Genomic DNA, 13,390 nt, shown 5'->3' with positions numbered 1-13,390 from the left:
CTTCCTCGCCTGAAGAACGCAGAATGAGCCGGTCTTAATGATCAAGAGACGACATTAAGACGAATGTCTCGACACAGGGTCCCAAATACGGAGGAGAAAAGGTGATTGTTCAGGTGAAGATTGAGGGGTATCGCATCCACAAGAGTCTTGTCGTCGTCCCCAATAGAAGGTTTAACCTTCTCGTCGGGGCGAATGAGTCGGGAAAATCAACGCTCATGGAAGCGGTGGCGCTTGCACTAACAGGACGAATCAATGGTCGCAGCGCATCCGAAGAACTCAACCCTCATTGGTTCAATACCGATCTCGTTGATGACTTCATTCGGAAGCGAAAGGCGGGGACGCCCGCAGCCTTTCCAGAAATACTGATTGAACTATCGTTCGAGGACATTCCTGAACTGCAAAGCCTGTGCGGGGCAGTCAACACGTACGTCCCCACGCGCGCATGTCCCGGCGTCACGATGAAAGTCTCGATTAACTCCGAGTACGCCGACGAATTAGAAGCCTGGGCCAGGGACCCTACGCCCTTGCTCCCGGTGGAATACTACAAATGCGAGTGGCGAACTTTCGCGGACAAGGAAATCACAAGTAGGCCGAAGGCGCTGGCGACGGCCATCATTGACTCACGGACGGTTCGCGCCACTTCCGGAATCGACTACCACTTGCGCCAGATTCTCGGCGATCATCTTCAGCCAGCGGAGCGGGCAGCGATCTCTCTTGAGTACCGGAAGGTGAAGGCATCTATGTCGCAGACCGCGCTGAGTTCGGTGAATACAAGAATGAAGTCGGTGCATGCGACGTTGCATGATCAGCCGATTGAACTCGCAATGGATCAGAGCGCAAGAACATCATGGGAAGGAGTGGTCACGCCACACGTCGAAAGTGTTCCGTTTTCGATGTCCGGCCAGGGCCAGCAATCGGCCATTAAGATTTCGCTTGCCATGAACCGCAACGCGGAGCGTGCGCAGTTCGTGATGGTTGAGGAGCCAGAGAACCATCTGACGCACACTAGCCTTGTGACGTTGCTTGGCCGCATGGAGAGTCTGGCGGGCGAGCAGCAGCAGCTCTTTATCACGACGCACAGTTCGTTTGTGCTCAATCGCCTGGGGCTGGACGCATTGATCCTTATGGGCAAAGACACGGCGGCAAAACTGACGGAACTCGATCCGGAAACTGTCGCGTACTTCAAGAAGCTGCCGGGTTACGACACGCTCCGTATCGTCCTCGCTAAGAAAATAGTGCTGGTTGAAGGTCCTTCGGACGAAATTGTCTTTGAGCGTGTCTTCAGAGATGTCCATGGAAAGCCGCCGATGCAGTGTGGAATCGACGTTCTCAGCATGCGCGGGCTTTCGCTTGCACGAGGGCTGGAACTTTGCGCTGCACTCAACAAGTCGGTCTCAACGCTTCGGGACAATGATGGTATTGAGCCTGCTGATCTTCGGAGTCCGGTCGAAAAATGGCTGAAGGCTGGAGCGCGTGAACTGTTCATCGGCGAGGTGGCCGACGGTAAGACGCTCGAACCGCAGTTGATAAAGCACTGCGGTGAACCGCTACTGCGGGAGATTCTCGGTATCACACCAGCAGCCGACCTTCTCACATGGATGACACGGGAAAAAACGGAAGCGGCGCTCCGTATAAGCGAAACCACCAAGAAAATTGTCCCGCCGCCGTACATCCTCGATGCGGTCAAGTTCGCTCATGGGTAGCAACCGGCTGACGTTGGCTGTCGCTGGATCACGAAAGACGCAGGGCGTTGTCGAGCACTGCGCCTCATCGCACTCGGAACGGCGCATTCTCGTCCTGACCTATACACAGGCAAATCAAGCGGAGCTTTGTGAGCGTCTGAACCACTATGCGGGCGACCGCCATGGCGTCGAAGTGATGGGATGGTTTTCCTTCCTGCTGACGCACTTCGCAAGACCGTTTCTACCGTTTAAGTTTCCGGGCAAACGCGTCCTTGGTTTTAACTTTGAGGGTCGGCCCCATATCAAGGCCAAGGGCGAGAGCCGCTTCCTGGATAAGAAGGGGGCTGTCTACGCAAGCGAACTCGGACGCCTCGCACACGAACTGGTGGCTCAAAGCAAAGGGGCGTTACTGCGGCGGCTGGAATGCATCTACGATGAAATCCTGATCGATGAGGTACAGGACCTCAGCTCCCATGACTGGGAGATTTTTGATGTTCTCCTTCGGTCATCCATCGACATTCGTATGGTCGGCGACATCCGGCAATCGGTTTTGGCGACCAATCCACGAAGCAAGAAGAACTCCAAGTACTCCTACGCCAACTCAATCATGTGGTTTCGTGAACGGGAGACGGAGGGCCTGCTGAAGGTCGAGGAAAGTCGGACCACCTGGCGCTGCCACCCGTCCATTGCGTCCTTTTCCGACACCATATTTGATCCGTCCTGGAGTTTCCCCGCGACGGAGTCGAAGAATGAGACTGTCACCGGGCACGACGGCGTTCATCTCCTGGCGACCAAGCACGTCGAGGCTTACGTTGCCCGGTATCAACCGCAATGTCTGCGGCACAGCGTCGCCTCAGCCAAGGGCTTCGACTACGCGTTCATGAACTTCAAGGTCTCAAAAGGGATGACCTTCGAGAGGGTCTTGATCTTCCCGACGGCTCCGATCACCAAGTTCATAACCGGTGGCACTTTTCTGGAAGCAACCCCTGCATCCAGTTTCTACGTGGCAGTCACAAGGGCCAAGCAAAGCGTCGCCATCGTTCTGGACGATGCAGGTAGATCGACGCTGCCATTCTGGCGGTCCGACGAGTCCGGGGAAGATTGAACGGAGCGCGAGTTCAATGAGCCTCGCACAATCTTCGTGTGAAGCGGTCAAGCCCGACGATACGCTCTGGGTTACGGGCCTGAATACTATGGACAGTTCGGGGACGGTACGGTGGGAGGCGAAGAGTATGTTTTCTTCAAAACCGCTAGTGTTGCCGACTCCGGCTGCTCTAGCCCGGCTTGCGTCGCCAGTGATCTGCTCTTCAACAGCGCTTATGCCGTAATGCAGTATTGCAATGGCGCTGCGTGGATCGGGATCGGAAAATAGCTGATACCGGTTGTCTCCCATCGGATTGCCAGGTCAAAAATAACTGGCAAGGGCCCATCCTGGAGCCTCTACGGCGTCATCGATCAGATCGCTTCGCACCTGCTGAATCTTCACCCGGCACACCCATGCGATGGCCTGCCGCGCGGGCATGCGGCAGGCCAGCACCATAAAGGCGATGGCGTCGTCCGTCGCATAGACACCATCGCCCTTGAACCTCTCAGGATATGCAGCACGCTCTTCGCCGCGGAACGACATGAATTCGGTGTCAGTGATGCCGATCATGTCTTCATAGCGCATGTGCGCATAGACCAGCGCGTTGAGCAGACGCGGGTCGATCCCGAAGACGTCCGCCTCGCAGGCGGTAATCCGGTCCCATGTCGATTCGGCGTCGGTGAGGTCGTAGTCGCGCACGACCGCCACTGGCTCGCGATTGGCCGCTTCCACTAGCTCTCGGTAGCAGGTGAACGCGCATGGCGAGCGTTCCTCGAAAAGAATGTCAGCGCAATTCGGGTTCATGGTTCATTCTCCTTGGTGATTCAGTCAGTGACGATCCCGCGACGGACCGCGATCCGGCTGGCGGGATTTTTCAACCTGCACCGGTTTGGATGCGGGGCTGGCCGCTTCGCGGAAATGCTCCTTCAGGTTCGGACGCTCCGCCGGGTCGCGCTGCTGGTAGGCGGCGATGTCTCGGTGAAGCTGTTCAACGTCCTTGGCATGGGCTTGCTTCTGCTGGCGAGCCAGCATGTGCAGAGTTTCGCGTGCTTGCAGATGGTGCTCGATCAGACCATCTTTCTCGCGGCGGTCGCGGTGAAGGGCGGCCAGCGCCTGCTGCTCGTTCTGCTTTGTCTGCTGGGCGTGGCGACCCGTCAGGCGGTCCCACAGGCCGCGTATTCCTTTGTTCAGGCGGGCGGCACGCTCGGCGCTTTCCTGCGCCCAGCGTTTTTCTTGTGCGGCGGCAAGGTCGGTTCGTTCCTTGCGCTGTTTTTCCACGATTTGTGTCCGCTGCATGGCAAGTGTCGCGGCCAGTTTTTGGCGGGCGGTTTCGGCTTCGGCGACGAAACCGCGCAGGGCTTCCGTCATGCGGGCGGCATTCGCCGCCGTGGCCTGCTCGACGCTGGGCAGGTCCTTGAGCTGGTCCAGCTTGGCCCAGACTTCCTTGGTACGCAGGCCGGTCCATTTGGAAACGGCGTAGACCTGACCCCGGAAATCGATGGCGACGACCGCCCGCCGGTCCCCGGCGGCCAGCGTGTAGCCACGCTCCGCCAACGCCGCCTTGTAAGCTTGGCCGGAATCAGACGCCGCCCAGCATTGCTGGAACATGGCTTTCAGCGCTTTTGGGTCCTGTTTAGAGCTCTTGGCTTGCTCCCATTCGCTGCGCGTGAAATTGCGGGGATCGCGCTCCCGGCTGGCGATCAGGCCACGCGGCATGGTCCAGCCGTGCTCGCGGTACAGCTCCCGCGACACTTCCTGCAAGCGGTGCTTGAAGTGTGGCAGGTTGATGGCCTTCATCTGCTCCACGTTGATCCGCGACCACACCACATGGGCGTGGCGGCGGCCTTCTTTCTCATGAAACACGATGGCGCGGGGCTGGCCGTCGAGGCCGAGCTTGCGTTCGGCGGCGTCAACCGCCCGCTCGAATTGCTCCACCGTCACCCGTTCCCGAGGCGGCGGGTTGAGGCTCAGGGAAAACAGGAACTGTTTCGCCCGCGTCCCCCGGCTGACCGCCTCGGCTTCCCGGAGTGCGGACACCAGATCGTCAGACGCAAAGCCGCGAAGCTCATGGACTTCGACATGCTCGTTGTCACGCTCATTGAGCAAGTGGACGGCCAGTTGGCGCGCGCCGCTGCGTTGGCTTCCTTTGAGGATCATGGCTCACCACCGTAGCCCAAGTGCGACCATCAGGGTTTCGCGCATGCGGCGGATCTCCTGGCAGGCTTCGACAATGGCCTGCTCAGTCTCAGGACCGACGGACAGGGAGCCGAGATTGGCGGCCTTTGCTAACTGGTTCAGGTTGTTCGCAAGCTTGGCCTTGCCAAGTTCGCCCAGGACTCTTGCAAGGGCCTGTTCATCCTTGACGGGCTGTCTATGGGCGCGGCGCGGACTCTCCGCACCGTCCAGCAGGCAGGACCGAATATAGGCTCCGAGGGGGCGGCTTCCGGCCCGGCGCAGGAGTTCGGCCCTCTCCGCCGCGCTCAGTCGCAGGGAGAAGGGAGGTGCAGATTTGCCGGAAGTTGCGGCGCGGGACGGGCTGTGCTCGGCGGCGTTGCGGAACTCTTCGGCGATAGGTGGACGGTCGAGGCTCATGGCTTTGCCTCCTCGATCTTCCGCAGCGCGGGGGAATTTAGGCGAGTAAGCTCGGTATCCCAGTCCGTCAGCTCTTGAAATAAGGCATCATGAGGGTTCGAGATTCCTCCCTCAGGGTGCGCCAGTCACATATAAATATAAGCCTGGGCACTTTTTCCCGTACAAATCCGGCAATTCCAGGCAGCGGGCGAACAAAAGCCTGCGCGGTGGCAGGCTTCTGGGGCGCAATCGCTTGCACCGATGGTTAGTGCAACTTCACCCTGAATCCGTACTGCCCCTTGTCTCCATTGACGACGATGGCGTCGTCCCCAATCGTAAAGCGCATCAGGTCCTCGCCGACCACCACCGGCCCGTCGTAGGTTTTGCCTACTTGCTCGAGGATGACGCCCGCTGCGGGCAAATCCAGTTGTTCGCCGGCAAGGCGCACGACAAGGTGAGTAAATGCGGCAAGCGCGGGTTTTGCTTCGCTGAAGATCCTGCCTGCTTCTTCGGGGCTGGTGTGATGCGCTGCCACCGCTTTGTAGATAGGCTGCTTCTCCATCAACTGGGGCGTGATGTAGGCGACTTCGTGCAATAGCAAGTCGGCCCCTTTGGCGGCCTTGGCTACTCTTTCGTCGTAGGTGGTGTCGCCGCTGATGACCGCCTTTTTACCGTCGTACTCGATGATGTAGCCAAAATTGGGCTTGATAAGGTCGCCATGGAGTGTATCGAAAGCCGTGATCTTGACGCCGTCATGTTCGTAGGTGAATCCGCCCTGGATGTCATGAGCGTCGATCTCGATGCCCGAAAGCGGCTCTTTTTCATCCGCGTGGCGGATGCGCGTGTTTTCCGAAAACGCCATTTCAAGATGCTTGGCCATGTTTTCAGTGCCTTTTGGGCCGTACAGGACCATGGGATTGGTACGGCCGCCATAGCCCGTGCCGATCCATCCCGTCATCCAGAAGTCGGCCAGGCCGTTCAGGTGGTCGGAATGAGAGTGGGTAATGAAGCTGGCCGTGATCTTGCCCATGGGGATTCCCAACTGGGCCAGGCGGATGGTAACGCCGCGCCCCAGGTCGATCAGGTACTTGCCGGATCCCGCCTCGACCAGGATCGACTGGCTGAATCGTGTGGCGTTGGGCGCCGGGCTGCCGGTGCCCAGCAGGGTAATGGTAAGAGGCTTGGCCTGAGCCATAAACGGTGCGGCGGCGAGCGCCAGAACCGCCAGGGCGGCAAAGATCATCTTGCGCGCGGTGACGAGAAACAGGTTTGGATAAGGTGTTGACATTCTTGCTTCCTCCTGGTGTGTTTGCTTCGACTTGAATCTTATTCCGCCATTGGCGTCAAACAGGATTTTTGCCGCCGGGCCGCCCCAAGGCAAAAAGCGCCCCCCTGGGGGGCAGCAAGCCGCGTAGCGGTGCAGCGTGGGGGCATATTTTGCCGCCGGGCCGCCCCAAGGCAAAAAGCGCCCCCTGGGGGGCAGCAAGCCGCGTCAGCGGTGCAGCGTGGGGGCATCTTTTGCCGCCGGGCCGCCCCAAGGCAAAAAGCGCCCCCCTGGGGGGCAGCAAGCCGCGTCAGCGGTGCAGCGTGGGGGCATCTTTTGCCGCCGGGCCGCCCCAAGGCAAAAAGCGCCCCCCTGGGGGGCAGCAAGCCGCGTCAGCGGTGCAGCGTGGGGGCATCTTTTGCCGCCGGGCCGCCCCAAGGCAAAAAGCGCCCCCCTGGGGGGCAGCAAGCCGCGTAGCGGTGCAGCGTGGGGGCATTATTTTCTAGCGCGGACCGTTCAGCAGCAGGTTGGCGTGGCGGTTCACGTCCTTGTACAGCAGGTAGCGGAAACGGCCGGGGCCGCCGGCGTAGCAGGCTTGCGGGCAGAACGCGCGCAGCCACATGAAGTCGCCCGCTTCCACTTCGACCCAGTCCTGGTTCAGGCGATAGACCGCCTTGCCTTCCAGTACGTACAGGCCGTGTTCCATAACGTGGGTTTCAGCGAACGGAATGACGCCGCCCGGTTCGAAGGTAACGATATTGACATGCATATCGTGGCGCATGTCGCTCATGTCGACAAAGCGCGTGGTAGCCCAGCGGCCTTCGGTGTCGGGCATGACGATAGGTGCGATGTCCTGCTCGTTGGCGACGAAAGCTTCCGGGTAGGGGACGCCCTCTACTTTCTGGTAGTGCTTGCGTATCCAATGGAAGCGCGCCGCCTCGCCAGCGCCGTTGCGCACAGTCCAGTCGCATCCGGGCGGTATGAAGGCATAGCCGCCGGGTTTCAATGTGTGCTTGGCGCCCTGCAGTGACAGGTTGATTTCGCCTTCCACGACAAAGATCACGGCTTCGGCGTTAGGGTCTTGCTCGGGCTTGTCGCTGCCGCCGTCAGGGGCGACTTCGACTATATATTGCGAGAAGGTTTCCGCGAAGCCCGACAGCGGGCGCGCCAGCACCCACATGCGGGAATTTTCCCAGAAGGGCAGGTAGCTGGTGACGATGTCGCGCAGCACGCCTTTTGGAATGACCGCATAGGCCTCGGTAAACATGGCGCGGTCTGTCAGCAGCTCGGTTTGAGCCGGGTGTCCTCCGTGAGGAGCATAGTAAGTAGTCTTTCGCATAAGGTCCTGTTATTGATTCCGTTGGCTTCATGTTTTTATAGAGACGCTCTCCGGTGTTCGCGGCTGTGTCAGGCCGATGCTCTGGGCATCGACAGTGCGGAACCCGGAACAATAGTCTAGCAGGATGGCGCTTTAAAGCACGCCTTTGTTGCTCTTTGAGCGTGGCCCAGGGCCGCAGCCCCCGCCAAGGGCCGGTGAACTGGAGTACCATTCAAGGCAGGGCAAATCACCGCTCTGAATATTACTGCCCGCCAGGAGTTCCGCATGGATTTGACAGCACTGTTATTGGCCCGGCTTCAGTTCGCTTTTACGATTTCATTTCATATTATTTTTCCGGCCATCACAATAGGCCTGGCCAGCTACCTGGCCGTGCTTGAGGGCTATTGGCTCAAGACCGGAAATACAGTCTATCGCGACCTTTACCATTTTTGGATCCGGATTTTCGCGGTCAATTTCGGCATGGGCGTTGTCTCGGGCTTGGTCATGGCCTACGAGTTCGGCACCAACTGGAGCGGGTTTTCGGAGTTTGCCGGGGGCATTACCGGGCCGCTTCTGGCTTACGAAGTGCTTACCGCCTTTTTCCTCGAGGCAGGTTTTCTGGGTGTCATGTTGTTCGGCTGGACGCGCGTGGGTCCGGGTCTGCATTTTTTCTCTACCTTGATGGTGGCGGCGGGTACGCTGATATCGGCCACATGGATCTTGGCCTCCAACAGCTGGATGCAAACTCCCGCAGGCTACGAAATTCTTGACGGCCGCGTCGTGCCCGTGGATTGGCTGGCCGTCATTTTCAATCCTTCATTTCCATACCGCCTGGTGCATATGGGCATCGCCGCTTTTCTGGCCACGGCGCTGATGGTGGCCGCGTCGGCCGGCTGGCACTTGCTGCGCGGCAACGATAATCCGGCAATCCGCAAAATGCTGTCCATGGCGATGTGGATGCTGCTTATCGTCGCGCCTATCCAGGCGGTAGTCGGCGACTTCCATGGCTTGAATACTCTTAAGCACCAGCCGGCCAAGATTGCCGCGATTGAAGGGCACTGGGAAAACATCCCGGGCAAGGGAGTGCCGCTGACTCTGTTCGGATGGCCCGATATGGAAGAGGAAACCAACCACTTTGCCGTGGAAGTGCCGCATTTGGGCAGCCTTATCCTGACGCACAGCTGGGACGGCCAATTCCAGGCGCTTAAAGAGTTTCCCAGGCAGGACCGGCCCAATGTCGCGATCGTGTTCTGGTCGTTCCGTATCATGGTCGGGCTGGGGCTGCTGATGATTGCCATGGGTGTGTGGGCCGCCTGGCAGCGCTGGCGCGGCCGCCTGTATGAAACCCGGCCGTTGTTGCGATTTGCCTTGTACATGGGGCCGGCCGGCCTGGTGGCTATCCTGGCAGGGTGGATAACCACCGAGGTAGGGCGCCAGCCGTGGCTGGTGTACGGCGTCATGCGTACGGCCGACGGCGTGACGCCGCACGGCGCGCTGGAAGTGGGCATTACCCTGGCGCTGTTTGTCGTGGTGTACTTTGTGTTGTTCGGCGCCGGCATAGCCTATATTTTAAGGCTGATACGCCAGGGGCCGGTGCCCGACGAGGGCAGTGCCGCCATGGACGGCGGGCCGGGCGAGCACCGAACCCCAAGCCGGCCGATATCGGCCGCGACCGAGAATCCCGGCGCCAACGGCGTTCACACAGGAGCATGAGATGGGAATAGATCTAGCTTTGCTGTGGGCAATCATTATTTTGTTCGGCATCCTGATGTACGTCATCATGGACGGCTTCGACCTGGGCATAGGCATTCTGTATCCGTTCTTTAAAGACGAACATGATCGCGACGTCATGATGAACACGGTCGCGCCGGTCTGGGACGGCAACGAGACCTGGCTGGTGTTGGGGGGCGCCGGGCTGCTTGCCGCCTTTCCCCTGGCATACGCGCTTATTTTGCATGCGTTTATGCTGCCGCTGATCTTCATGCTGCTGGGGCTTATCTTTCGCGGGGTGGCCTTTGAATTCCGCTTCAAGGCCAGGCCTCATGGCAAGCATTTATGGGACAAGGCATTCATCGGCGGGTCATTGTTGGCGACATTTTGCCAGGGCGCGGTGCTGGGCGCGTATATCAATGGCCTGAATGTGGTCGACCGCGTATACATGGGCGGCCCGCTTGACTGGCTGAGCCCGTTTTCGGTCTTTACCGGCCTGGGCTTGATCGTAGCCTATGCCCTGTTGGGTAGCGGCTGGCTGATATACAAGACCGAAGGCGAGCTGCAGCGGCGCATGCGCCGCTTGGCGCGTCCGCTGACCTTTACCCTGTTGGGCGTGATTCTGATCATCAGCATCTGGACGCCGCTGGTTCATGCCGAAATCGCGCAGCGCTGGTTCAGCCTGCCCAATTTGTTCTTGTTTGCACCGGTACCCGTGCTGGTTCTGGTCGTGACATGGCTGCTGTTGCGTTCTTTGCAAAACGATCCGCATGCCGGCCCGTTCGTGCTTGCGCTGGTATTGATCTTCCTGGGTTATAGCGGCCTGGGCATAAGCGTGTGGCCCTATATCGTGCCGCCAAATATTACTATCTGGGATGCATCCGGCCCCCCGCAAAGCCAGGGCTTTACCTTGGTGGGCGCATTGCTGATCATACCCATGATCCTGATGTACACGGCCTGGTCCTATTACGTCTTTCGCGGCAAGACCCGGCACGGGGAGGGCTATCATTGAGCCCGAAGTGGGGGCGACGGTTTGCCTGGCTCGTCGGCATATGGCTGGCCAGCGTCGGCGCGCTGGCCGTGGCCGCCTGGCTTTTGCGCTTGTTCATGCACTGGGCGGGGATGCGGTCGGGGTAGGCCGGGCTATGGCAATGCCCGCGGCCGGCCAAGCCGCCGCGTCCACAAGCGCTAGGCCGCAACCGGCTTCTTGAGGGCCGCGTGGTAACGGGCCACATATTCCGTAAAGCTTTCCGTGTCGCTTTGTTCGATGTCTGTCTGGGCCTGCAAAGAGCTGGCTACCCCGGCCAGAAATTGCTGCTGGATGGCGTTGTCCAGCGGCTGGGCGCGCAGGGCTTCGTGGTGCGCGCGGCTTTGGCGCAGTGTGTAGTCGTGAAAGCTGAGGCGCTCGTCGCGCAGATGCCGCAAGGCCTGGGCCGATGGCGTATTTTCGGGGTCTGCCACCTTGGGGCTTTGCGCGAGCACGGCCTGGACATGGTTTTGCCCGCCATAGGCGGCATCGAGCAGGTCGGCGTAGGGAAGCACGCGTTCCAGGATTTCCCGGCCCCAATCGGCCAGAGCGATCGGCTTGTTGCTGTTGACCAGCGCCAGGCCCGGCTGACGCCCGCTTTTCGAAACCAGGGCAAAGTTGTCCTGGCTGTCGCGGCAAAACCCATTGTTTGGAAAGTATGGGCTGTCTTCCACTGCGCAAAACAGCAGGAACGCGTCCATGAAGTAGCTGGTTTGCGCCGAGATTCCGACCGGCGCCGTGGGGTCGATGTCCAGGCAGCGCACTTCTATATATTGCACGCCGCGCGCGGCCAATGCGGTAGCGGGGCGTTCGCAGCGTTCGACTGTGCGTTTGGGCCGGATGCTGGAATAGTATTCGTTTTCGATTTGAAGCAGGTTGGTGTTCAGCTGTATCCATTCGCCGTCGCGATGGGTGCCCATGGCCTCGTAGGGCGGCCATGGGGTGCTTACGGCATCGTAGACCCGCTTGAGAAAGGTCTCGATATCGTTGTAGCAGAGCTGAAGGTCAGACTGCGCCTTGTTGTTATAGCCCAGGTCGCTCATGCGCAGGCTGGTGGCATGGGGCAGGTACAGCGTGTCGTCGTCTAGCGCCAGCAGGTTGTGGGCCGTTCCTTCCAGGAAGCGGGCCGAGACGGCGGGCGAGCTTCCGAACAGATACATCAGCAGCCACGAATAGCGGGTGAAGTTGCGGATAAGCGCGAGGTAGCCCTTGGACCGCTTTTCTTCGGGCGTGGCGCCTTCGGTACCAAGGATTTCCCAGAAGTTGTCGGGGACGGAAAAATTGTAATGCACGCCGGCAATGCATTGCATGGCTTTGCCATAGCGCACGGCCAGGCCGCGCCGATAGACATGCTTGAGCATGCCGGTATTCGAGGTGCCGTACCACGCAATGGGGATGTCGGCTTCAGGCGGCAAGTGCGCCGGCATGGACTGGTTCCAGATGAGCTCGTTGTTGAGCTTGCCGGCGACGAACCGGTGCACGTTTTCGAGCTCGGCCAGCAGCGCAGGGACCGAAGTGTGCGTGCCAGTAATCAGTTCAAGCAGAGCCTCGGAATAATCGGTCGTGATTTGAGGATTGGTAAGGGCGCTGCCCAGCGCAACCGGGTGCTTTGTTGCAGCCAGCATGCCGTGGCCGTCTACACGTAGCCCTTCTTTTTCGATGCCCCGCATTATGCCGGCCAGCACTGGAAGATGCGAGCGCAAGATAGAGTGGCGTTGGGTACGTTGTGTCATGCTGGTGTCTTTTTAATTAGCTGTCGCTGCGAATTTTACCCGACCACTTAAAATACGCGGACAATTTGTTGGCCATGAGCAATTTATGCTCGGCAAGGCCGCCGTGGCGGCGGTTTCGCGCAAGGTCATTTAGTAAGGGGGCTGTAAGCTGTGTTTACTCATAAGGGGCGGGCAATGCGCGCCGGTATGCTTATTTTAATGCTGGGATTGCTGCTGGGATGTTCGCCCGAATACAACTGGCGCGAGCTTGCGGTGGCCGACGGCATGGTCCGGGCCATTTTCCCGGACAAGCCCGAAACGCAGAAGCGGACATTGAACTTTGCGGGCAGCGATATCGAGTTTTCGCTGACGGCCGCGACGGTGAAAGGCGCGGTATTTGCCGTTGGCTACGCGCCCTTGCCCGAAGCCTTGAAGAACGACGAGGCCGCCCGCTTGAACATGGGCCGAACGGTAGTTGCGTCTTTCTACCAGAACCTGGGCGTGGAGCCGCCTTCCGAGCTGCCGGCTTTCGGCCAACCGTTCGAGATAACGGGGCAGGATACGGGCAAGGGGGCTACGCGCCTGCGCGCTATTGCTTGGGTATTGCCGCACGCGCTGGTTGAAGGCATAGTGACGGCTCGTTCAGACGCGTTTCCCGATTCGCAGGCAACCGAGTTCCTGAAAGGGCTGGCGGTGGGGCAACGTTAGGCACGGGCAGCAGGCCCGCTTGCAGGGCCGCGGTAATAGCCGCCTGCCGGCTATGGACGTGCAGCTTTTTACAGGCATTATGAATGTGGAAGTTGACAGTGCGTTCGGTCAATCCAAGTATGACGCCCATTTCCCAACTGGTTTTTCCAATAGAGGCCCAGCCTAGACATGTCAACTCTCTGGCGGTTAAGGGCTTCATGGCGGCGTCTCCTGTTGATACTTTATATGTTTAAATATAAGTGAATGTATCAATTATTATTGGTTTGGTAAACCCGGCCGGGACAATTCCACCCAAGGCCCCGTGCCGGCGCTTG

13 protein-coding genes are annotated in these 13,390 nt (G+C 59.4%); 6 read left to right on the top strand and 7 right to left on the bottom strand.

Annotated features, from left to right (window positions below):
* Positions 1-101 precede the first annotated feature (101 nt).
* Positions 102-1,703 (top strand): ATP-dependent nuclease, encoded by a 1,602-nt coding sequence (locus tag DFR37_RS09860; RefSeq protein ID WP_113933076.1) that lies wholly within the window; start codon positions 102-104, stop codon positions 1,701-1,703.
* Complete coding sequence (locus DFR37_RS09855) at positions 1,696-2,787, top strand: UvrD-helicase domain-containing protein (RefSeq protein WP_113933206.1); 1,092 nt, start codon at positions 1,696-1,698, stop codon at positions 2,785-2,787. The genes DFR37_RS09860 and DFR37_RS09855 overlap by 8 nt, the downstream gene beginning before the upstream one ends.
* 300 nt (positions 2,788-3,087) lie before the next feature.
* Here the strand turns inward: DFR37_RS09855 and DFR37_RS09850 are convergent, their stop codons facing one another.
* From DFR37_RS09850 to DFR37_RS09825, 5 genes are all read right to left on the bottom strand, one after another.
* Positions 3,088-3,570, bottom strand: a complete 483-nt coding sequence (locus tag DFR37_RS09850) for a hypothetical protein (RefSeq protein WP_113933075.1) — start codon at positions 3,568-3,570, stop codon at positions 3,088-3,090.
* A gap of 24 nt (positions 3,571-3,594) precedes the next feature.
* Positions 3,595-4,923, bottom strand: coding sequence for a relaxase/mobilization nuclease domain-containing protein (locus DFR37_RS09845; RefSeq protein ID WP_113933074.1), 1,329 nt, complete (start codon positions 4,921-4,923; stop codon positions 3,595-3,597).
* A gap of 3 nt (positions 4,924-4,926) precedes the next feature.
* Positions 4,927-5,358 (bottom strand): plasmid mobilization relaxosome protein MobC, encoded by a 432-nt coding sequence (gene mobC / locus DFR37_RS09840; protein WP_113933073.1) that lies wholly within the window; start codon positions 5,356-5,358, stop codon positions 4,927-4,929.
* Positions 5,359-5,602: 244 nt separating this feature from the next.
* The gene (locus tag DFR37_RS09835; protein WP_113933072.1) at positions 5,603-6,625 is read right to left on the bottom strand and encodes an MBL fold metallo-hydrolase; all 1,023 of its coding nucleotides are present in this window, start codon (positions 6,623-6,625) and stop codon (positions 5,603-5,605) included.
* Between the two features lie 478 nt (positions 6,626-7,103).
* Positions 7,104-7,940 carry a bifunctional allantoicase/(S)-ureidoglycine aminohydrolase gene (locus DFR37_RS09825; RefSeq protein WP_113933070.1) on the bottom strand — a complete coding sequence of 279 codons (837 nt, stop codon included), beginning with the start codon at positions 7,938-7,940 and terminating at the stop codon, positions 7,104-7,106.
* 264 nt (positions 7,941-8,204) lie between these two features.
* Between DFR37_RS09825 and DFR37_RS09820 the strand changes: the two genes are divergently transcribed.
* From DFR37_RS09820 to DFR37_RS09810, 3 genes are read left to right on the top strand one after another with little or no spacing between them, the layout of a single operon-like run.
* Positions 8,205-9,632 carry a cytochrome ubiquinol oxidase subunit I gene (locus DFR37_RS09820; RefSeq protein ID WP_113933069.1) on the top strand — a complete coding sequence of 476 codons (1,428 nt, stop codon included), beginning with the start codon at positions 8,205-8,207 and terminating at the stop codon, positions 9,630-9,632.
* A 1-nt stretch (position 9,633) separates the two neighbouring features.
* Positions 9,634-10,641 (top strand): cytochrome d ubiquinol oxidase subunit II, encoded by a 1,008-nt coding sequence (gene cydB / locus DFR37_RS09815; protein ID WP_113933068.1) that lies wholly within the window; start codon positions 9,634-9,636, stop codon positions 10,639-10,641.
* Positions 10,638-10,766: a DUF2474 domain-containing protein gene (locus DFR37_RS09810; protein WP_113933067.1), complete on the top strand. Its 129-nt coding sequence runs from the start codon at positions 10,638-10,640 to the stop codon at positions 10,764-10,766. The genes cydB and DFR37_RS09810 overlap by 4 nt, the downstream gene beginning before the upstream one ends.
* Before the next feature lie 51 nt (positions 10,767-10,817).
* Here DFR37_RS09810 and gshA read toward each other — a convergent pair whose 3' ends face one another.
* Positions 10,818-12,389: a glutamate--cysteine ligase gene (gene gshA / locus DFR37_RS09805; RefSeq protein WP_113933066.1), complete on the bottom strand. Its 1,572-nt coding sequence runs from the start codon at positions 12,387-12,389 to the stop codon at positions 10,818-10,820.
* 186 nt (positions 12,390-12,575) lie between these two features.
* Here gshA and DFR37_RS22785 point away from each other — a divergent pair, with 186 nt between their 5' ends.
* The gene (locus DFR37_RS22785) at positions 12,576-13,076 is read left to right on the top strand and encodes a hypothetical protein (protein ID WP_147251603.1); all 501 of its coding nucleotides are present in this window, start codon (positions 12,576-12,578) and stop codon (positions 13,074-13,076) included.
* Here DFR37_RS22785 and DFR37_RS09800 read toward each other — a convergent pair.
* Positions 12,958-13,275, bottom strand: a complete 318-nt coding sequence (locus DFR37_RS09800) for a helix-turn-helix domain-containing protein (RefSeq protein WP_113933065.1) — start codon at positions 13,273-13,275, stop codon at positions 12,958-12,960. The two genes, DFR37_RS22785 and DFR37_RS09800, sit on opposite strands and share 119 nt — an antisense overlap.
* Positions 13,276-13,390: the final 115 nt, after the last annotated feature.

Source organism: Eoetvoesiella caeni (assembly GCF_003315175.1).
GTDB lineage: Bacteria > Pseudomonadota > Gammaproteobacteria > Burkholderiales > Burkholderiaceae_B > Eoetvoesia > Eoetvoesia caeni.
This window is presented reverse-complemented; position numbering and strand designations above follow the sequence as displayed.